The organism is Desulfobacter sp., from assembly GCA_028768525.1.
In the GTDB taxonomy this organism is placed as follows: domain Bacteria; phylum Desulfobacterota; class Desulfobacteria; order Desulfobacterales; family Desulfobacteraceae; genus Desulfobacter.
Map to the genome: position 1 here is coordinate 2,089,607 of CP054837.1, position 21,847 is coordinate 2,111,453.

A 21,847-nucleotide genomic window follows, 5' to 3' on the forward strand; every position below is an offset into this window, starting at 1 on the left:
CCATATCCGGGTCAGCCCCCGGCGGAGACGGGCAGATAAATGGAGACGCCCTTGGGCAGATCGTTGAAATCCCGTACTTTATCCCCGGTAACCAGCCCATTCCCGGGCATATGGTAGATCACGGACCGGTCCTTGTACCTTCGGCCGGCAATCCGGTATGCGGTTGTCTCCCGGGTAATAAAATAAGGCCCCCTGTACCCCACCATTAGTTTTGTGCCGGCCGGCAGGTCGTCCCAGTCCCGGATGGAAGAGCCCGGGGAGATTTTGCCCGAGGGTAAAAAATAAATGGTGGTGTCCGCCCTGAAATCCTTTCCGGCGTGGGACCAGGCCGTCATCCGGCCTGTAATTTCCTTGATGGGATTTTTGGCCTGGGCGGTCACCTTTTCCGTTTCCTGGCTGAGCAGCACCCGGGTGCCGGCGGGCAGTTTGTCCCAGCCGATCACCCTACCGACCCTTGTTCCCGGCAGAATCCGTCCCCCGGGCAGGATATAGGCGGTGGCGGCATCATTATAATCCTCCCCGGCAATGGACCAGGCGGAATTTTCCCTGGAAATAATATTGGATCCCTGCTTTACGGCGATCAGATGCGCTCCGGCCCCAGCAGCCGGGCCGGAGCGGTAAAATACCGATGCCAGTACGGGGTCGGCCGCCAGGCGCCCGGCCCTCACGTCGGGATCATAGGACCAGGTGGGCCCCAGCCCCGCCTTTACCCGGTCAAAATTTTTGGCGCACCGCTTCCGTCCCCTGTGGTCCGACTTAAACCAGGGATTGGGCCGCCCATAGGCCACCTGGCTGTGGGTAAGGATATCCCGGTCCGACAGACGGTACACCCGTTTTAAAATATCCAGCAGCATCCCCAAAGACCGGTACTGGGACGATGTCAGGGGGGCATAGTGGTAACCCACCAGCTCAATGCCCACGGAGACCCGGCTCAGATTCCGGGTGCCGTTCCACATTGAAAGCCCGGCATGGTCGGCCCGGTATTTTTTATCCAGAATCCGGTATACCCTTCCGTTCCTGGCAATGACATAATTTGCATGCCCCCCCGGTGTGGTCCGTCCGCTTTTGAGCCGTTTCCCACGGGTCACCACCCGCAGGGTCGCCTCAAGCCCCAGTTCGGAGGTGTGGACAATTACAAAATCCGTCCTGGACCTGGCAATTTTTCTGAACCTGGGATTAATCCGGTGGCGGTGGTCTGTGATACGGCTCTGGAACCGATCCAATTGGGACCGGGTATGGGCCGGGCAGGGACCGGGCATGAGAAAAGCTGGAACAGCAATAGACAAAAAAATAAAAAAGGATAAAGTTCGCATGGTATCAAAAGATGAAGCGGGCGACATCCCGGCGGTTCAGGTCAATGCCCCCCGGATCAAAATTTGGCGTTCCCCTGGCTGCCAGGAGTCTCCTGTCCGCTGCCGAATACTGATTTTTCCTTTTTTCCATGGCGCCCTTAGACTGTATTTCAACTAAAGTATCTATTATTTATCCATGGATAAACATAAGTGAATCCTGCCATGGAAAACAACCTTTTTTTTCTTGACCCGGCCATAACAGAGGCCTATGTTTAAGAAACCCATTCACCGATACAATTTAAGGAAATCCATTCAATGAAATTTACCATAGATCACTTCAATATCAATGTGCTTGATCTGGATAAAAGCCTTGCCTTTTACGAGAAGGCACTGGGCCTCACTGAACAGCGCCGGAAAACAGCGGATGACGGCAGTTTTATCATTGTCTACCTGACCGACGGCACTTCCGGCACAAAACTGGAACTGACCTGGCTGCGGGATCAGAAAAAACCGTATGACTTAGGGGATGAGGAATTCCATATCGCTTTCACCACAGAGGATTTCAAAGCGGCCCATGACCGGCACAGCAAAATGGAATGCATCTGCTATGAAAACAAGGAAATGGGCATCTATTTCATCAATGATCCCGACGGTTACTGGCTTGAGGTCGTACCGGCCCGGTAGTGAACCGTCAAAGCCTTTTCAGGGGGCAACCAGCTTATGGAAATCATTGTTGATCAGGGCACCGATTTTGAAGGGCTTGAAGCCAATGCCGGAATCATGGCCCGCAAAGGGTTTAAAACCATCATGCTCTTTCACGCCGAAGGGGGCATAGACAAGGACCCTGCCTATAAGAAAAAATGCGATACCCTGCTGGAGAAATTGTCCAAACAAGGGATACAAATCTTCGGCGGCATATTCCCGGGAATTGTGGATGACGGCCGGCTCATGGAAAGGGGCAGCATCATGGCGGGCCTGGGCTGCCACACCCATGTGGTCACCTTGGACAGCCTGGGCAGGCAGGGCCTGGAAACGGAAATTGAAAAACAGCTTCAACTCCAAACGGCCCCGGGCCGCCCCTTCCCCTTTAAAACAGTCTTTGTTTTCGGGGACGGATTCGGCGAATCAAACCTGAACCTGATCAACGCCCTGAACCGTCTCATAAAAAAACATTCATTCAAGGTGGTGGGGGGCCTGGCCGGGCGGAATACACTCAAGGCCAGCCACTACAATCTGTTTACCCCGGACAAGGCCATCCAAAACGGCGCCGTCCTGGCCTTCACAGACCTTGAAAGCGGCATCGGGGTCAAACACGGCTGGATCCCCCTTCCCAAGTCCCAGTGCACCATCACCGCCACCAACCATTGTTACGTTGAAACATTAAACAATAAGCCGGCCCTGGCATTTTACCTGGATCTCATCTCCCAGTTTGACCCTACCATTGCCAAAGAAAAGCGACGGCTGATGTCAGGGGATTCTGACCTTATTTTCACCGAGGTGGCCATCCGGTATCCCCTGGGCCTGATCCGGCGTCAAAAGGACGGGGAACAGATCATTGACCGGACCCCGGTCTCTGTGGGGGCGGACAGGTCCCTGCAGTTTTCAGCGGAAATTCCCGAGGGTACCAAGGCCTGCATTCTCCACCTCAAGGGAAACAGCCCAAAAGCCCAATGCCTGAATATCAGGGAAGCCGCCCAGATTGCCTATCTGGACAGCCTCCGCCTTTTTCCAGTTCAGATTCCCGAGCCCCGGGTGCTGGTCATGGACTGCTTTGGACGGAAACAGATGATTGAACAACTGGGACAGGACTATGTATCCACGGAGTTTGAAATCATTGCCGGGGACCAGAAGGGCAAAGCCCATTCTCCCTTCGGGGTGCTCACCTTCGGAGAAATTTCCTCAATGGAGGCCGGGTATGTGGAACTTCACAATAAAACCGCAGTGGTCGCCACCCTCGAGGACAGGTAACCGTGGACCGGGAAAACCCCGCTTCCGCCCTCACCGGGTTTTACCTGGTGGCACTGGTCGCCACCTTCATGGCCATGCTGGTCATCATCATCATCAACCTGTCCACCCCCTTTGAATTCTCCCGGGACCGGATCAGCGAACTCATGGATTCAGGGTGGATCATGGGTATGGGCCTGCGCCTCGGCCGGCTGGTTCTGGCAACCATCTTATCCAGCCTGCCCCTGATCGCGGTGATGCGCCGGGTACTCCGACCGGTACGCAGATATCTGGCCGGCCCCAATCCGGCACTCAGGGAAAATGCCGGCCGCTGTCTCATCAACCTGCCGTTTATTATGGTACCGGTGAACCTGGGACTGTGGATACTGGTCCCCGCCACCCTGTTCACCCTGATGTTCGAATTCAACCTAATGGACAACACCACCGCCGTCACCTTTACCGTCCGTTCCTTCATGGTCGGTCTCATGTCCTCGGCCATCCTCTTTTTCAGCCTGGAAGCCTATGCCCGGAAAACCCTTATCCCGGTTATTTTTCCACACGGAAGGCTGACGGACCTGGACCGGACCCGGCGCTCATCCATCAGCCGGAGAATCCGCGCCTTCTACCGGCTGAGCAGCCTGATCCCCCTGGCCCATATCGTCCTCACCCTTTTTGTCCTCTATCTCCAGGTGGATGACAACCCCATGTCCACCAGGGAATTTGCCGGATCGGCACTGATCTTTTCCCTGGTTATCTTCTGCATTTTTTTCATCGGGTCGGGTATTCTCACACGCCTGGTGGGGCACTCCATCTCAACTCCGGTAAATGAAATGGTGCAAACGGTGAAATCCATCGAAAAGGGGGACTACACCGCCCGGGTACAGGTGGTGTCCAACGACGAAATCGGTATCCTGGGGGATGCATTCAACCATGCCGTCCAGGGGCTGGCCGACCGGCAGCGGATCAGGGAGGCCTTCGGCCGGTATGTGGATCCCAGGGTCAGGGATGAAATCCTTTCCGGCCGCATCCCCCTGGACGGGGAATACAAGGAGGTGACGGTTCTCTTCGCCGATCTTCGGAATTTCACCCCTTTGACGGCCTCCCGTGATCCCAAGGAAACGGTGGCCGTACTCAACCGATATTTCAAAACCATGGCCGGGGCCATTGAAGCCAATAAGGGGCTGATCCTCCAGTTTCTCGGGGATGAAATCTATGCGGTATTCGGGGCGCCGGCCACAGATCCGGACCATCCGCGCCATGCCGTGGCCGCCGCCGTTGATATGGAAAAGCGCCTGGGGGCGCTTAACCTTGAATTCAACGCCCAGGGCCTGCCGGTCCTGTCCCACGGCATCGGCATCCACACAGGAAGGGTGCTGGCCGCCAACATCGGCAGCCCTGAACGCCTCTCCTACCTGCTGGTTGGGGATACGGTGAATATAGCCTCCCGGCTCCAGGCCATGACCCGGGAACTTGGTGCCCGGCTCATTCTTTCAAGGGAAACGGTCCGGCACCTCCCCGATCTTCCGGAAGGGCTGGCCCGCCATCCCGAACCCGTAAGGGCCAAGGGCATTGACCGCCCCCTTGAGATCTACCTGGGTTAAAAAATAGCCGTCCTGCGCTGGGCAAAGTGGTAAACCCGTGAACCGGCCTCGTAGAACAGTCCCCTCAGCCGCCTGAAGTTTACCGCCTTCATGGGAGAGACCGGCAGGGGAATATCCTTTTGGGAGCCGCCGGTCATATATGCTGCCATGAGTTTGCCGAATACGGATCCCGGTCCGATCCCCCTGCCGTTGTAACAGGTGACCATGGCCATATCCTTGTCCATGACGTGGAATCTGGGGATATGGTTGGTGGTCATGGCGATCCTGCCGTACCAGCCGTATTCCAGGTCTGCCTCCCCGATCTGGGGGAAAACTTTTTTCAGGGTCCGTTTTGCCCAGGCCCGGTTCAGATCCCAGGCCATCCCTTCCACATTCCCCACACTGCCCACCACCATTCGGCCGGCCGCATCCAGACGGAAGGAGGAGAGAATCAAATTGGTATCCCAGGCCCCGTTTTTTCCGGGAAGAACCGTTTCCAGCACCTCCGGGGAAAGGGGACGGGTGGCAAACTGAAAATAGTTAAAGGGGACCAGATTCCGGATCTGGTCCTGGAACACCTGTTCCGGGTATCCCATTACTGCAACGATGACCTTTTTGGCACGGACCCGGCCCGTGGGGGTTTTCAGGATAAACCCCTCCGCCACCTTGTCGAGTTCAATGACCGGGGAATTCACATAGAGTTCTGCCCCTTCGGCCGTGGCGGCCCGGGCCAGGCCGAAGGCATAGGCCAGAGGCTGCACCGTACCGGCCCGCTCGTCCAAAAGGGCGGCACGGTATGCCGTTGACCCCAGTTTTTCCGATGCCTCATCCTTTTCCATGAGACGGACCGGGGCCCCGAAGCTCTGCCACTGCCGTTCCCGTTCCTGGAGCGCCTTGTATCCGGCGCCGGAGTCGGCACAGTGCAGGGTGCCGTAGCGCCAGGCTTCACACTGGATATCGTATTCATCAATCAGGCCGTAGACCAGATCCGGGGAGGCCCCCAGCACCCGGATCAAGGTTTCCCCGTGGTCCCTGCCCACCAGGGAAATCACATCTTCGGGCATGAGCCATAGCCCGGCATTGACCAGGCCCACGTTACGGCCGGCGCCGCCGAAGCCCACATCATTGGCTTCCAGCAGTACACATGAATGCCCGGCCTTTGCCAGGTGGAGGGCTGCCGACAAACCGGTATACCCGCCGCCGATAACAGCCACCTCAGCCTGTTTTTCCCCTTCCAGGCTCCCAAGTTCAGGTTTCCCTGCGGCAGTGGCCGCCCACAGACCGTGCGTCCTATCCGAGTAGCTCATGTGTCCCTCCTGATATAATTATATATTTCAATCACATTCACATAATATTTTATTGGTATACCATTAAAATGCTAATGTCAACCACCCAATTTTACAAAAAGACCAGGTTCCGAACAGAATATGACGTTGGCGTGTCCACCCCCCGGGGCAAATGGATGTTTGACATTTGCATCCCGCTGAAACCCGTTGCCTGATGGGGTCGAAGGGCAAATTAAGGGGGCGGTTTCCATTCCATTTCCATTTAACGCCCTTAAGCCGAAGACTGAACACCAGCATGTTTACCGGCACCGGCCGTGATGAGACAGAGAGTCCACCACGGCCGGTGCGGCATGCCGGAGCCAAACAACAGTGGACAGGAATCCAGTGAAAATGATATCAACTGGAAAATTTTAAACGGACCACATAAAAAAGCGGAAATAAAAAAGGGACACACATATGGAAAAGCACATCCCGATTAAGTACATCATCATGACCACATTGGCGCTTTTATTTTTCCCCGCCGCGGCCATGGCTGCGGAGCAGCACCCTGCAATGGTGAAAACGGCCACAGCCGTTGAACAGGAGCAGGCCACCCGTGCAAAAATGACCGGCACCCTCTATTTTGAAAGAACCAGCCGGGTATCTCCGGAAGAAGCGGGCAGAGCCATCCAAGTCAACTTCATGGAAGGCGACCGGGTAAGCAAGGGGGATATCCTGATCCGCCTGGACAGCCGCATTCTTCAAACCGAACTGGCCCTGCAAAAAGCCAGGCTGGCCCAGGCTGAAATCCGGATCAAAAAGACAAAACTCAACCTGGACCGCTATACAGAATTGTATAGAAAGGATGTGGCCACGGAATCCGGCTATGACGACCTGCGCCTGACCCTGGAAGAACAGCAGCAGGAACGGACAGCGCTTTGGCAGCAGGCTGAAATCCTTAAAATCAGACTTTCAAAATTTATTGTCACAGCCCCCTTTGACGGCATTGTGCTGGAAAAAACCGCAGAGGTAGGGGAATGGGTACAGCCCGGCACCCTGCTCTGCCGCCTGGGAGCCGTGGACAGCCTGTTTGCCGAGATTCCGGTGGCCGAACACCTCATGGGCTTTACCCGGGAAAAGGAACGCCTGGAGGTGACCCTTAACGCCTTTAACCGTAAAATTTCAGGCATTGTGGAAGGCATCCGGCCCACGGCCGACCCAAAGACCAAAAATGTCTCTTTGAAAATACGCCTGGATTACAATGAATCCCTTTCAGCATCCATGAAAAAATCCATTGCCGAAAATTTATCCGTGACTGCTATGGTGCCGGTCTCTGAGCCGCAAAAGCTCATCATCCTGCCCCGGGACGCCCTTGTTCAGCAGCGGGGCCGGGACATGATATATACCATTATTGACAACAAGGCACAGCCCCTGCCCGTTGATGTCCGGTATTCCTTGGGAGACCGCATCGGCGTGGCCGCCCAGGGGCTCGCCCCGGGTATGGCCGTGGTCATTGAAGGCAATGAGCGGCTTCGGCCGGACCAGCCCGTGATGATCCAGGGCCGCCCCAAGACCCAGGGGGAGACCAAATAATGGACATCATCCGCTACGCCATTGAAAAACCCATCACCGTGGCCGTGGGCGTGATCCTGGTGGTGCTCTTCGGCACCATCGGCCTCATGCACCTGCCCAAGCAGCTCACCCCGGACGTGGAAACCCCGGAAATCACCATCCGGACGGTATGGGCCGGGGCCACCCCCACGGAGGTGGAGCAGGAGATCATCGAAAAACAGGAAAAGGCCCTCAAGGGGCTGGAAAGCCTGGAATCCATGGAAAGTGCGGCCTTTAACAATTATGGTGAAGTATCTTTGACCTTTCCCGTGGGCACGGACCTGGATGCCGCCCTGCTCAAGGTTTCCAATAAAATGAACGAGGTGGCCGACTACCCTGAAAATGTGGACAAGCCGGCCATCGAGGCCTCGGGGGCCCAGTCCAACCCGGTGATCTGGATCATGTTCCGCACCCTGCCGGACAACCCCGCGCCCATTGCCCAGTACCGGACCTTTTTTGAAAATGAACTGCGGCAGCACATTGAAAGGGTGCAGGGCGTGGGTTCCCTCTTTGTGGGCGGGGGGACTGAAAAAGAGGTCCACATCGAAATAGATCCCGTTAAACTGGCCCGGTTCAACCTGACCATCGACCAGGTCATCGCCGGCATCCGGGGGGCCAACAAAAACACCTCCGCCGGCCTTATGGGCATCGGGAAAAAAGATTACCGCATCCGGACCGTCAGCCAGTTTGAAGTCCCGGCGGACGCCCTGGACACCGTGATATACAACGACGGCATCCAGCGCATCCGCCTGTCCGATATCGCCACGGCCGGATTCGGGTATGAACGGGCCACAGGGGCGGTGATGCAGAACGGTTCCCCGGTTATCGCCATCGGCGTGAGAAAGGAACAGGGGGCCAATGTCATCGAGGTGGTGGCGCGGCTGCAAAGGGAGATCAACCGGATCAACGAAAAGGTATTGGCGCCCAAGGGCCTTGTCCTGGACTGGGTATACGACCAGGCCCCGTATATCCTCAACGCCATTGATCTGGTCAAGAAAAACGTGATGGTGGGGGGGGCGCTGGCTGTCATGGTACTGCTGCTCTTCCTCAGGTCGGTGTCGGCCACGGTGACCACGGCCGTATCCATCCCCATCTCCGTCATCGGCACCTTTCTGTTCCTCTGGGTCCTGGACCGGAACCTCAACGTGGTCAGCCTGGCCGGCATCAGTTTTGCCGTGGGCATGCTGGTGGACAACGCCATTGTGGTCCTGGAAAACATCGACCGCCACCGGAACCTGGGGAAAAAGCCCTTTGAAGCCGCCTATGGCGGGGCATCGGAAGTCTGGGGGGCGGTGCTGGCCTCCACCGCCACCACCGTGGCCGTGTTTGTACCGGTGATCTTTATCCAGGAGGAGGCGGGACAGCTCTTCCGGGATATCGCCATTGCCATCACCTTTTCCATTCTCATCAGCCTCTTTGTGTCGGTGGCCGTCATTCCCACCATACTTCACAAGCTATACGCCTTTCGGAAAAACAGCCGCAAACAGGCCCTGGGCCCCATTGACAAACTCGGTTCCTTTCTCCACAACACCCTGATGGCCCTGTCCGGATTCTCCCTTAAAACCCCCTTCACCCGGATTACTTCGGTACTGGTCTTTACATCTGCGGCCCTGCTTATTGCCTGGCAGCTCATGCCCAAAACCGAGTACCTGCCCCAGGGCAACCAGAACCTGGTCCTGTCCATCCTCATCCCCACCCCGGGCAGTTCCGTGGAAAAACGCGAGGAAATGGGGAAATTTTTAGACGCCATGATCGCCCCCTACCACAGGGAAGACGGAAAGGACGGCATCCCAAAAATTGAGGACACCTGGTACGTTTCCACCGAAGGCTTCAACCTCGTCGGCGGGACCTGTATCCACGAAACCCAGGCCGCCGGCCTGCTGCCCCTTTTCAACCGCATCGCCAACAGCCTGCCCGATGTCTTCGGGTTTGCCTTCCAGGCCGGGATCTTCCAGAATGATATTGCGGGCAGCCGGACCATTGACGTGGACATCACCGGGGAACGGCTGGAGAACATCATTGCCGCCGGGGGCCAGCTCTACGGCGCCCTGATGGGGGCCATGCCCGGCAGCCAGATCCGCCCCATTCCCTCCCTGGAAACCACCTATCCCGAAGCCCGGTTCATTCCGGACCGGGAGAAACTGGCCGCCTCGGGGCTGACGGAATCCGGGTTCGGCACCTGGGTGGACGTCCTCATGGACGGCCGGAAAATAGACGAGTTCCGGCCCGAGGGGAAACGGCAGCTGGACCTGGTGCTCCGTGGTCCGGCCGATGCCGCCCGCACCCCGGAAGACCTGGCCAACACGGCCATTGTCAACAGATTCGGGGACCCGGTGCGCATCGGGGATATCTCCCGGCTGGCCTATACCCGGGGCATGACCCAGATCAACCACCTGGAACGCAAACGCCACATCCGTCTCCAGGTTACCCCGCCGGAAACCCTGCCGCTTCAGGCGGCCATGGAAACCATTGAAACCGATGTGGTCCGCCCCATGCAGGATCAGGGACGGCTGAAAGGGGTGGAGATTTCCCTGGGCGGCAATGCAGACAAGCTCACCCAGACCCGCCAGGCCCTGCAGTGGAATTTCCTGCTGGCCGTGGTTATCACCTACCTGCTCATGGCTGCCCTGTTTGAAAATTTCTTTTATCCCTTCATCATCCTGTTCACCGTGCCCCTGGCCGGGGCAGGCGGCTTCATCGGCCTTCGCCTGGTGGATGCATACATCGCCCCCCAGGGCTTTGACGTGCTCACCATGCTGGGATTCATCATCCTGGTGGGAACGGTGGTGAACAACGCCATCCTCATCGTCCACCAGTCATTGAACAATGTACGGTACGGGGGATATGCGGGCCTGGAGGCCATCACGGAATCGGTGCGGACCCGGATCCGGCCCATTTTCATGAGCGCGGCCACCTCGGTGTTCGGCATGCTGCCCCTGGCCCTGTCCACCGGGGCGGGCAGCGAATTGTACCGGGGGCTTGGCAGCGTGCTGCTGGGAGGCCTGGCCCTGTCCACCCTGTTCACCCTCTTTGTGGTGCCGGCCCTGCTCTCATTTTTTATCGGGTTTGAAAAGCAGCGGGAAGCCAGACACTAACCCGGCCATCCAAAGCCGGATCACCCTGGAAAATCAGGCCATGGCAACGGGGGCGCCCCCGCTCCCGTTGCCATGGCCGCTGCCCCGGTGACGGCTGCGATTCATCCGCCGCCGTGAATCATCCTTATGCCATTAACTCTCATGCCCCGGCCCTGATTCCGGACTTTCCAATTATTTATAATTGTAATATACTCCTTCCCTGCCGTACCCACTCAACCTTAGATAAAAAACAGGCCCGAAAAATAATTGCCAGGCCACTTTTTATAAGCCGAAAAACGGCAAAGGAAATGAAATGTGCAGGCGCAGGTTTCCCAGACCAACTAAAATCAGATCGAAAATCGCCTTGTTGGCCGTGATGCTGGTGGCAATCTCCAGTGTGACTGTCATTCTTGTTTTTCTTTCCGGCATGGCCGATTACCGGCGAGAACTGGAAAAAGAGGGGGAAAACCGGATCCATTCGGAGGTCGAACCGCTGGCCAGGACAATGTACCACCTTTGTGAATCCATGCACCAGGCGTCAATAGTACAGCGGCGGCATGCCCTGACCATTATGAAACAGCTGATGGAAAAGCAGGGGCTGCCAAGCCTGTCCTCTAACAGGGTGCCGATGAAGGTCACATACCCCTCGGGGAAAACCGAAGAAATCAACCTCCCGCGGCTATTATTGGGAAACAAGCCATTGGGATTGAATGTTTCCCCAGACGCAGCCACCCCCGTGGTTGACGAAATGATGAAACTGACAGGATACCATGCCTCAATTATGCTTCGGATCAACGAGAAGGGGGATTTTGTCCGGATAGCCACCTCCGTCGTCAAAAAAGGGAAACGCCAAATCGGGACGGTTTTACCGGCCGTGAACCCGGATGGAAAGCCCAACCCTTTCTCCCAGGCCATCATCCAGGGGAAAACGGCAATAGGCCGGACCTATGTGGATGACTATGTCTTTGTTTCCACCGCCCTGCCCCTCCGGGACGCCGAAAACCGGATCATCGGCCTGTACGGCCCGGGCATCCGCCAGGACCTGATGGAAAACCTGCGACAGGCGTTTATGAATACCCCTGTTGGAAAATCCGGATATTTTTTTATCATTGGCGCCAAGGGCAGGCAGAAAGGCCGGTATATCCTTTCCCGGAAAGGATTGCGGGACCGCGAAAACCTTTGGGACGTGAAAACTGAAGACGGGAGGTTTCCGGCCAGGGAAGTCCTTGCACTGACCATTAAACAGCCCGCCGGTAAAGTGGTATGGTATTCCTACCATTGGAGAAACGCTATTGATGAACCGCCCAAAAAGAAATATGCCGCCCTGATATATTTTAAACCATGGGACTGGATCATAGGCGCCTCCGCCTATGAGGAGGATTTCACAGACACCGCCCAACGCCTCGGCAAACGCCTGGAAAACATCATCTTCCAGGTACTGGCCACGGGCCTTTTCGTATTGATCGTATCCGCTGCTGCATGCTGGATTCTCGGCAAAAAAATTTCCCAGCCCCTGGACAGGGCGGTTGATTTTGCCGATGCCATCAGCCGGGGGGAGTTTCCGTCCCCCCTTGATATCCAGTCGTCCGACGAAACCGGATGTCTGGGACAAAGCCTCAATACCATGTCTGAAAGACTTAAATCCACACTTGAGGAACGCCGTCAGGCAGAACAGGATTTCAGGACCCTGTACGAATTTTCCAGAGACGCCCTGCTGCTCATTTTCAATGGAAAATTCATTGACTGCAACAAGGCGGCTATTGATATTTTCGGCGCCGGCAGCCAGGACGATATTATTGGCAAAGAGCCCCATCAATTGTCTCCGGAACACCAGCCGTTGGGCATGCTGTCAAAAACCAGGGAGGAAGAGCTGATCGAGCAGACCCTGGTTCAAGGCAGCAGCCGGTTTGAATGGCTTCACACCCGGATGGACGGCGAATTGTTTTTTACCGAAGTTCAGCTCAGCACAATGGAGGTCGGCGGCAAGCCCATGATCCTGGCGGCCATAAGGGACATCACCCACCGCAAAAAAGATGAAGAACAGCTTCTTCGGCTCAGAAGCTACCTCTCCAATATCATTGATTCCATGCCCTCAGTCCTGATCGTTGTGGACAGGTCATGGCGTATAACCCTCTGGAACAGTATGGCGGAAAAAACAACCGGAATACGACAGTACAAGGCCGCAGCAACACCTCTTTTTGAAGTGATGCCGCGCCTTGAAGCACAGCAAAAAAAGATTCAAAAAGCCATGGATCAGGGAAAGATACAAAAAGCGCTCAAAACCCTTCATAAAACTGAAAACGGACTGATCTACGAGGATATAATTATTTATCCTTTGAAAACAAAAGAGATTGACGGGGCTGTCATTCGGATGGACGATGTCACAGGGCATGTAAAAATAGAAGAGATGATGATTCAGTCTGAAAAGATGATGTCCGTCGGCGGGCTTGCCGCAGGAATGGCCCATGAAATAAACAATCCACTGGCAGGAATGATTCAGGGTGCCCAGGTGGTTATGAACCGTCTGTCAGGGGAATTGCCAAAAAATAAGGCATTGGCTGAAGAACTCGGCACCTCCATTGACACCATAAGGGGTTATGCGGAGCAAAGGGAAATTCTCAAGCATCTGTCTTCCATACGGAGTGCCGGGGACCGGGCGGCCCGTATTGTGGAAAACATGCTCTCGTTCAGCAGGGAAAAACCCCTGAGAGAGTTACATGACATCCGCGACCTTCTTGACAGGACCATCGAACTTGCCAGAAACGATTACAACCTGAAAAAACAGTATGACTTCAAAGAGATAGAAATCATCCGGAACTATCAGGCAGATCTTCCCAAGGTCTGGTGCGAGGGGAACCAGATTCAGCAGGTCTTTTTAAATATATTAAAGAATGGTGCCCAGGCCATGGCCGAAAATAAGCATAGTGGAATTGTACCTTGTTTTACTCTGGACATCATGCTTGAAGAAGACGGGATGGTATCTGTTTCGCTGGCAAACAACGGGCCGGGCATGGATACTGAGACCTGCAAAAGGGTGTTTGAGCCTTTTTTTACCACCAAACCCGTTGGGGTGGGAACAGGGCTGGGACTCTCTGTCTCATTTTTCATCATCACCCGGAACCACGGCGGAGAGATACGTGCAGTCCCCATGGCAGACCGTGGTGCCTGTTTTCTGGTCAGACTGCCCGTGGGAAAGGGTGGACCAGACGCCAGTAACAGCAGCGCCCTAGTATAACCTCACAACGTTTTTCCCATGCATTCCTTCGCTGGTAAAAGGGATAGGGTATCTGTCCGGATCCTGCCCTTGCATTCCCATGCCCTTTGTATTATTAAGGTATACCAATATAACCATCCACCAGAACCGGAATCATATGAATAAAGATATCTATAATACACTGAAAGACAGGATCATCCATCTGGAATACGAACCCGGCGCCATTTTAAAGGAACAGACACTGGCCCAGGAATTCGGGGTCAGCCGCACCCCGCTTCGCACGGTACTCTTTCGCCTGGAGTGGGAACACCTGGTCAAAATCCTTCCCCGGACGGGGATTCTGGTGATGGAACTGGAACTTGGCACCATCACCAACGTTTTCCAGGCCCGGCTGGAAATGGAAGCGGTCATCGGCACCCTGGCGGCCCAGCGCCTGACCCGTGACGACATCCTCCAATTCCAGGAACTGGAATCCCGGTGCCGGGCGCTAAAGGATAATAAAGACCCCAAAGCCCTGGCCGCCGTGGACATGGAAAATAAAGAGCTGTTCCACGGCGCCGCCGGCAATCCCTTTCTCACGGAAATGTCCCAGCGGCTCTACTCCCTGACCTTCAGGCTCTGGTATTTCAACATGCTGAAAATGGACAACCGGGTCTGGAACAACGAGGTAAAAGCGGTGCAGGAAGACCTGGTCATCCTGGGGAACCTGCTGGGCAGCGGCACCCCGGAAGAGGTGGGCCAGGCCAGGAAAGAGCAGCTGCTCAAACACCTGGAGCGGATAAGATCCTCTTTCCTCGGTCTCACCAGCCTTTAACTGCACTCCATTTCCTAAACATACGATTTTTGTTCCGAGTTCAAGGCGCGGAAATCGGAGCAAAAAGCCATTTTTACTTTTTGTTTTCCATCATGGCCTGGACAAAAGACAGGGTCTCTTTGACCTCTTTGCTCATCATGGTATCCGCCATAAAGGGTTTCCATTCGCCCGTTGCCAGATCCCGGCGGATTTTTCCGGCCACGGCGGACTTTAATTCTTCCTTAATCTGGATAAAGGGCCGGTTGGGGGTATCGATCCATAGGCAGATGATCTCCTTGGCCCGGGCAATGAGATTATCGCTGTCCACCACCTCATCCACCATTTCCATCTCAAGGGCCTTGTCCACCCCCACCATTTCCCCGAAATACATGACATCCCTGTACCGCTTGTCCGAATCCAGGCCGAAACGGACAATGGCCGACTGGGCCACGGACAGGGCCAGGCCGATCTTGATTTCGCTCATGCCGACTTTGATTTTAGGATGGTTGGCGAGGATCCTGTAATCCGAAGCCATGGCCAGGATCAGCCCCATGGCCGCGGAATGCCCGTTCATGGCACAGACCACAGGTTTTTTGCAGGTAAAATAATCCACCAGGATATCCTCTTCTTCCTCAAAAAACGTCACAGCCTCTTCCCCGCTCTCAAACCCGATGAACATGGGTAAACTGAATCCGGAGGAAAAAAAGCGGCCGTCGCCGGTGAGAACAATCCCTTTAAGGTCATCGTTTTCATTGACCTCATCCACGATCTCCTTGAGCTGCCTTAAGGTCTCAAGGGTGACGGCGTTGGTGGCCCCGTCGCTAAGCTGGGCGATAACGATATTATCCTGAATCTCTTTTTTCAGCATGGATGCTCCTTCTCCTTAAATCTGTTTTCAAATGGTAAACATCGTTTTACCCCATCTGTTTTTCCTTCGCAACCCGTATCCGGCGTTTCCGCCCAGGGATTTCATATCCTCTTGAAATAAGAGAAAAAAACATATTGACAAAAAAAAGCATTCACTCGTATATTAGTGTCGGCCAACCGGCCGACTGAACTTTTCACTTAACATTTCTGATGGGGAGGGTCATGGAAAAATTTAAGGAAATCAAACCCAAAAAACAAATCTTCAGGCGCATCTATCTGTTCGTCATGCTCTGGTTCGTGGGGCGGGCCGTCCAGGCCGCCTCCCGGACCGACCAGGCCGTCAAAGACGAATTTTCAGCCATGCCCGAGGGCTATACCTTCTGCCTGGGGGCCTTTCCCACCGGCCCCTGGATGATTGTGGGAAGGGACGACAGCGGCAGGGGAAAATACCTGGGATGGAACAGGGACAAGCACCCGGTCCACCTGGAAATGGGCCTGAAAAGTGCCGCCGGTCTCTTTACGCTTTTCACCTTTAGGGAAAGCACCCCCACGGCCAATGCCAGGGACCGGCTCTATGTGTCGGGGGACGTGCCCCAGGCCTGCGCCGCCATAAGGATCCTTGATGCGGTCCAGGTCTACCTGCTGCCCAAACCCGTGGCAAAACTGGCCATCAAACGCTATCCCCAATGGCCCCTGAGTCGCCATATTTTTACCCGGACCCTGGTGCTGGTCAGGACCGTCACCGGTTTTTAAGAGAGGAGGAGACCCTATGACTGATTTTTCATTGCCTGATTTCACCTTTCAGTGCCGGACCAAAACCGGCTGCGGCAAACAGGCCCTTGCCCATCTCCCCTTTGACTTCGTTGCCATGGGCGGATCAAAACCCATGGTGATCCAGGACGCTGCCGCCGGCCGGGCCAACCTTGCCAAAACCCTGGCCAAAGCCTTTTCCGATTCCGGCATGTCCCTGGGCATCACCCCCCCCTTTCCAGAAGGAGAAAACAAGGAAGGGGTGAACTTCATTAAATCCATCTATGAAATATACAAAGGAAAGGGGTATGACTGCATTGTCGCCCTGGGAGGCCAGGGGGCCGCGGACAGGGCAAAGGCCCTGAACATTGCCGTCACCCTGGGACCCGAAGCCCTGTCCGGGGATACCATCCCAGGGCCCCTAACCCCGCTGGTCTATCTGCCCACGGGGGTGAACCCGGGCACGGCCACCGCCGGAAGGGCAAGCTTCAACGGACGTCGCTTCCACTCCCCCTTTCTTGCCCCGGACCAGGCCCTCATGGATCCCTCCCTCTATCTGGACGACGACCGGGAATCCCTGTTGGATGCGGCCCTGGCCGGCCTGGCCGCCGCCTGCCAAGTTTACGCCCTCCCCTGGAATCCCCCGGCCAGGGCCTATGCCGCCGCCGTGATCCGGCTGGTTATGCCGGTGCTGGAGTCCATTAAAGTCTCGGGCCTGGCCCCGGAGGACAACCTGACCCAAAGGAAAAAAGAAGAAAAGCATTGGCAGCAGGACCTGGTCCAGGCCGCCGTGCTGGCCGGATACCTTCTCTCCGGTTCCCCCGGTGCCCCGGGGCTCCACGCCCTGGGCCGCGCCCTGGCGGCCAACAGCCGGCTCACCCCCGGCCTTGCCATGGTGCTCCTCCTCCCCGGCCTGCTTGAACCGGCACCGGATGCCGCCGCCCTTTTCCAGCCCCTGGCCGGTCCGACGGCCTATAGTGCCACGCCGCCGGAGCAGCGGGCCACAGCCGCCGTTCAGGTAATTCGCAATCTGCTCAACGACCTGCACCTCCTCTCCCGGGGGCGGCTGCCCAGAACCCCGGCCGAGGCCGGATGGAACCAGGAGGCACTGGCTTCCCTTAAACAAGAATTAGGGAAAAAGGAGTAAACATGTACATGCCTGACTATTATGAATTCTGCTGCCGGGTCAACCTTGTGGCCGGCCACGACGCATTGGAAAAGATCCCCGGTCTTCTGGCCGGGATGGACGCCTCATCCCCCATGATACTGACGGACAAGGGGGTGGCCGGGGCCGGCCTTGTGGAGATCCTGGTCACCGCTTTGAACGGGGGCCTGGACATCCGCACTATTGAAGACGATGTCCCACCGGATTCGGATATCAACCTGGTGGGCCGCCTGGCCGGGGTATACAGGGAAAAGGGCTGCGACGCCATCATCGCCATCGGCGGCGGATCGGTCCTGGATACGGCCAAGGGCATCAACATCCTGGTTTCGGAAGGGGGAGACGACCTTCTGGCATTCACCGGGGTCGGCGCCCTGAAACGCCCCCTGCGCCCCTTCATCGCCATCCCCACCACCGCCGGCACCGGCTCCGAGGTCACCCAGGCGGCTGTCATCGCCGATCCCGAAGCGGCCAGGAAAATGCTGTTCGGTTCCTATTACCTCCTCCCCGACGCCGCAGTGGTGGATTCCAGAATGACCCTGACACTGCCCCCCCACATCACAGCGGCCACGGCCATGGATGCCATGGCCCATGCCGTGGAAGCCACAGTGATGCTGGCCAAAAATCCCATCTCCGACAGCCATGCCTATGAAGCCATGTCCATGATCGCCCGGCACCTGCCCCGGGTCCTTGAAAACACCGGGGACAGGGAAGGACGGCTGGCCCTGGCCGCCGCCGCCACCATGGCGGGCATGGCCTTTTCCAACGCCATGGTGGGCATGGTCCATGCCCTGGGCCATTCCGTGGGAGCGGTCTGCCATGTGCCCCACGGCACCTGCATGGCCATTTTCCTGCCCTACGGCCTGGAGTACAACCTCCACCGGGTTGAAGACAGAATCGCCGATCTTCTGCTGCCCCTGGCAGGTCCCGAAGCCTACGTATCCACCCCGGCACCCGGGCGGGCCAAAGCCGTAATCGACTGGATCCGGCGGTTCAACATTGACCTGAACCGGGCCACCGGCGGCACCCATGCCGTCCGCCTCAAAGACCTGAAAACCCGTGAAGGGGCCCCCATGGTGCCCAGGGAAAAACTGCCGGAAATTGCGGCCACGGCCCTGGGCGACGGCGCCATCTCCTACAATCCCGAAGAGATGGACTACGACGACTTTCTCATGGTGGCCGAAGCAGCCTGGGAAGGCGTCCCCCTGGACCTTTCCAAAATCAAAAAGGGGTAATAGAAAAGGATAATACAACAGGGTAAACGACTCTAACTGCCAAGGAGAAATAAAGCAATGACCACACCAAAAGGGTACATGGGCAAAATCATGATGGTGGATCTTACAACGGGGGCCATAGAAACGGAGAAAATCTCCCCCAAGGTATACCAGTCCTTTTTATCGGGTATGGGCCTGGCCGCCCACATCCTCTACCACCGGATCCCTGCCGGGGCCGATCCTTTGGGGCAGGAAAATATCCTGGGCTTTGTATCCGGCCTGCTCACGGGCACCGGCTCCCTGTTCACCGGGCGGTGGATGGTGACCGGGCTTTCGCCGCTGACCGGCGGCTGGGGAGAGGCCAACTGCGGCGGCTCCTTTTCTCCGGCCATAAAGCGCTGCGGGGTGGACGGCATTTTTTTCAAGGGAATCAGCGAGAAACCGGTCTACCTCTGCGTGGACGACCAGGGGGCCCGGCTGGAGACGGCAGAGGCAGTCTGGGGTAAGGATGCGGTGGAAGCGGAAACCGCGCTCATTGAAAAACATCCCAATGCCCGGGTGGCCTGTATCGGCCAGGCCGGTGAAAAGCGGTCCCTGATCTCCGGGGTCTCCACGGACAAGGGACGGCTGGCGGCCCGGTCCGGCCTGGGCGCGGTCATGGGATCCAAGAACCTCAAGGCCCTGGTCCTTGCCGGCAAAAAGCGGATTCGCGTCCACAACCGGGAGGAAATGAAACGGCTGAGCAAAATCTGCAACAAATGGGTGCAGTTCCAGCCCCCCTTTGTGCCGGGCTGGCTCACGGCACCTGTGGGGGCGCTGATGCGGATACTTCCCTTTGTGGCCACCCAGGACGGCCTGCTCTATAAGATCATGCTGCGAAAATGGGGCACGGTTTCCATGAACCAGATTTCCGTGGAAATGGGGGATTCTCCCATCAAAAACTGGATGGGATCCTCTGCTGACTGGGGATTTTTCAAATCCTTTTCCTCCCAGCCCGACAGGTTCACCAGGCAGGAAACCGAAAAGTTCCACTGCTATTCCTGCCCCTTAGGCTGCGGCGGCATCTGCAAAACAAAGGGCAGATTCCCTGAAACCCACAAGCCCGAGTATGAAACCGTGCTTTCCTTCGGCGGCTTCATCATGAACAAAGACGTGGACCTGATCTTCTACCTCAACGAACTGCTCAACCGGGCCGGCATGGATACCATCTCCGCCGGCCATGCCGTGGCCTTTGCCATGGAATGCTATGAAAAAGGCATCATCACCACCGGCCACACCGGCGGCCGGGCCCTGGAATGGGGGGATCCCGATGATATTAAATTCCTGGTGGAAGCCATGGTGGCACGGGACGGCATCGGCGACCTTCTGGCCGACGGGGTGAAGCGGGCGGCGGAAAGCATAGGGCCCGAAGCCGAGGCCATTGCCCTGCACTGCGCCGGCCAGGAGCCGGCCATGCACGATTCCCGCAATGACCCGGGCTTTGCCCTCCACTACAGCGTGGACCCGGCGCCGGGCCGCCACACCAACGGGGCCGGGCTTTATTACGAAATGTACCAGCTGTGGAAAAAGGTGAAAGGGGTGCCCAAAATGGGCCCGGCCTATATGAAATCCTCCAAGTATAAAAAGGATATCCACCACGCCAGGGTGGGCAAGGCCAATTCCGTTTACCTCAACGTGATGAACGGCGCCGGGGCCTGTCTTTTCGGCGGATTCATCGGGGCCACGCGGATACGGATATTCGACTGGCTCAACGGGGCAACGGGCTGGCAGTTCACTCCGGAAGACTACATGGAAATCGGAGCCAATATCCAGGTGCTCAAACAGGCCTTCAATATCAAGCAGGGCCTGGACCCCAAAACCTGCCGGGTGCCGGACCGGCTCCTGGGCAGACCGGTCCAGACCCGGGGGGCCAACAAGGGCCGCACCGTGGACGTGGAAACCATGATGAAAGATTATTGGGAACTCTTCGGCTGGGACCGGGAAACCGGCCGGCCCACGGAGGAGACCGTCAACCGTATTGCATCCATTGCATGAGCCCGGAAAGGAGAATTCAAGATGGCATACACCATATCAAATGAATGCATCGGCTGCATGGCCTGTGCAAAAATCTGCCCCACAAACGCCGTCACCGGCGAAAAAAAACAAATCCACGCCATTGATCCTGCAGCCTGCATTGAATGCGGGGCCTGCGGACGGGTCTGCCCCTCCAGGGCCGTGCTGGACCATTTCGGCCTGGCCTTTGAACGGATCCCCAAAAAGGAGTGGGACTGCCCCCAATTCGATTTGAAAACCTGCATGTCCTGCACCATCTGCCTGGACACCTGCCCGGTATCCGCCATCTCACAGGCACTCCTGCTCAAGGGGAATCCCCACCTTTTCCCTGTTCTGGCAGATGAGGCGCTTTGCATCGGTTGCGGATTCTGCGCAGGGGACTGCCCGGCCGACGCCGTCACCATGGTCCCCCGGAACCGGGAGAGCAGGACCGAGGAGACTGAAAAGGCGTAAACAATGGCCAGGACAGCAAAGGGAACGGGCAGGGACAACCGCAGGAAAATTCTGGATGCGGCCATGGCCCTGATCGGGGAAAAGGGGGTGGAAAAGACCAGCCTGTCCGGCATTGCCAGGGCCGCGGGCCTGAGCAAGGGAACAGTCTATTATTACTATGCCAGCAAAAATGACCTGGTCTTTGACATTGCCGACCTCCACATGGAACGAATCACCACCACCCTTTTCTCCATGATCGACCAGGCCCGGGGCATCACCTGGGAGGAACTGCTCTGTGCCTATTTCAACACCCTGCTCAGTTCAGAGGCCCGAAGCCGCCTCCACCTCTACCTGGTAAGGGAGGCGGTTTCCGGCAATGATGAAATCAAAGAGCGGTTCCAGACCACCTACGCCCAATGGTTTGAAATGGTGGACCGGGCCTACGATAAAATGCCCGGCCCCAAAACCGACAGGGAAGCCAAGGCCCGGTTCCTGGTGGCGGTGGTGGACGGTTTCATCCTCCAGACCCAGCTGGCGGTCAAAAAAACCGACATTGATGATATCGTCCGACTGGCCCTGAAGGTGATCCGGGAATAA

16 protein-coding genes are annotated in these 21,847 nt (G+C 56.7%); 13 read left to right on the forward strand and 3 right to left on the reverse strand.

Annotated features, from left to right (window positions below; genetic code table 11):
- Positions 1-11: 11 nt before the first annotated feature.
- Positions 12-1,340 (reverse strand): N-acetylmuramoyl-L-alanine amidase, encoded by a 1,329-nt coding sequence (locus HUN04_09660; GenBank protein WDP89958.1) that lies wholly within the window; start codon positions 1,338-1,340, stop codon positions 12-14.
- A 267-nt stretch (positions 1,341-1,607) separates the two neighbouring features.
- Here HUN04_09660 and HUN04_09665 point away from each other — a divergent pair, with 267 nt between their 5' ends.
- From HUN04_09665 to HUN04_09675, 3 genes are read left to right on the forward strand one after another with little or no spacing between them, the layout of a single operon-like run.
- On the forward strand, positions 1,608-1,976 hold the full coding sequence (locus tag HUN04_09665) for a VOC family protein (GenBank protein WDP89959.1): 369 nt from the start codon (positions 1,608-1,610) through the stop codon (positions 1,974-1,976).
- Between the two features lie 36 nt (positions 1,977-2,012).
- Positions 2,013-3,260 carry an FIST C-terminal domain-containing protein gene (locus HUN04_09670; GenBank protein ID WDP89960.1) on the forward strand — a complete coding sequence of 416 codons (1,248 nt, stop codon included), beginning with the start codon at positions 2,013-2,015 and terminating at the stop codon, positions 3,258-3,260.
- 2 nt (positions 3,261-3,262) lie between these two features.
- Positions 3,263-4,837, forward strand: coding sequence for a HAMP domain-containing protein (locus HUN04_09675; GenBank protein WDP89961.1), 1,575 nt, complete (start codon positions 3,263-3,265; stop codon positions 4,835-4,837).
- Here HUN04_09675 and HUN04_09680 read toward each other — a convergent pair.
- Complete coding sequence (locus HUN04_09680; protein WDP89962.1) at positions 4,834-6,123, reverse strand: FAD-binding oxidoreductase; 1,290 nt, start codon at positions 6,121-6,123, stop codon at positions 4,834-4,836. The two genes, HUN04_09675 and HUN04_09680, sit on opposite strands and share 4 nt — an antisense overlap.
- 435 nt (positions 6,124-6,558) lie before the next feature.
- Here HUN04_09680 and HUN04_09685 point away from each other — a divergent pair, with 435 nt between their 5' ends.
- From HUN04_09685 to HUN04_09700, 4 genes are all read left to right on the forward strand, one after another.
- A complete protein-coding gene (locus HUN04_09685; GenBank protein ID WDP89963.1) occupies positions 6,559-7,674 on the forward strand; it encodes an efflux RND transporter periplasmic adaptor subunit in 1,116 nt (371 codons plus the stop codon).
- The gene (locus HUN04_09690; GenBank protein ID WDP89964.1) at positions 7,674-10,787 is read left to right on the forward strand and encodes an efflux RND transporter permease subunit; all 3,114 of its coding nucleotides are present in this window, start codon (positions 7,674-7,676) and stop codon (positions 10,785-10,787) included. The genes HUN04_09685 and HUN04_09690 overlap by 1 nt, the downstream gene beginning before the upstream one ends.
- A gap of 376 nt (positions 10,788-11,163) precedes the next feature.
- Positions 11,164-14,001, forward strand: coding sequence for a Cache 3/Cache 2 fusion domain-containing protein (locus HUN04_09695; GenBank protein ID WDP89965.1), 2,838 nt, complete (start codon positions 11,164-11,166; stop codon positions 13,999-14,001).
- A gap of 136 nt (positions 14,002-14,137) precedes the next feature.
- Entirely contained in the window at positions 14,138-14,794 is a 657-nt protein-coding gene (locus HUN04_09700) for a GntR family transcriptional regulator (GenBank protein WDP89966.1), read from the forward strand.
- Positions 14,795-14,867: 73 nt separating this feature from the next.
- Here HUN04_09700 and HUN04_09705 read toward each other — a convergent pair whose 3' ends face one another.
- Positions 14,868-15,641, reverse strand: a complete 774-nt coding sequence (locus HUN04_09705) for an enoyl-CoA hydratase/isomerase family protein (GenBank protein ID WDP89967.1) — start codon at positions 15,639-15,641, stop codon at positions 14,868-14,870.
- A gap of 221 nt (positions 15,642-15,862) precedes the next feature.
- On the opposite strand from HUN04_09705, the gene HUN04_09710 reads away from it, so the two are divergent.
- The 6 genes from HUN04_09710 to HUN04_09735 are packed head-to-tail and all read left to right on the forward strand — an operon-like array spanning position 15,863 to position 21,847.
- Positions 15,863-16,393, forward strand: a complete 531-nt coding sequence (locus HUN04_09710) for a hypothetical protein (protein ID WDP89968.1) — start codon at positions 15,863-15,865, stop codon at positions 16,391-16,393.
- A 16-nt stretch (positions 16,394-16,409) separates the two neighbouring features.
- Positions 16,410-17,537 (forward strand): iron-containing alcohol dehydrogenase, encoded by a 1,128-nt coding sequence (locus HUN04_09715; protein WDP89969.1) that lies wholly within the window; start codon positions 16,410-16,412, stop codon positions 17,535-17,537.
- Positions 17,538-17,539: 2 nt separating this feature from the next.
- Positions 17,540-18,787: an iron-containing alcohol dehydrogenase gene (locus HUN04_09720; protein WDP89970.1), complete on the forward strand. Its 1,248-nt coding sequence runs from the start codon at positions 17,540-17,542 to the stop codon at positions 18,785-18,787.
- A 57-nt stretch (positions 18,788-18,844) separates the two neighbouring features.
- Positions 18,845-20,800, forward strand: a complete 1,956-nt coding sequence (locus HUN04_09725) for an aldehyde ferredoxin oxidoreductase family protein (GenBank protein WDP89971.1) — start codon at positions 18,845-18,847, stop codon at positions 20,798-20,800.
- Between the two features lie 21 nt (positions 20,801-20,821).
- The gene (locus HUN04_09730; GenBank protein ID WDP93236.1) at positions 20,822-21,271 is read left to right on the forward strand and encodes a 4Fe-4S binding protein; all 450 of its coding nucleotides are present in this window, start codon (positions 20,822-20,824) and stop codon (positions 21,269-21,271) included.
- Positions 21,272-21,274: 3 nt separating this feature from the next.
- The gene (locus tag HUN04_09735) at positions 21,275-21,847 is read left to right on the forward strand and encodes a TetR/AcrR family transcriptional regulator (protein ID WDP89972.1); all 573 of its coding nucleotides are present in this window, start codon (positions 21,275-21,277) and stop codon (positions 21,845-21,847) included.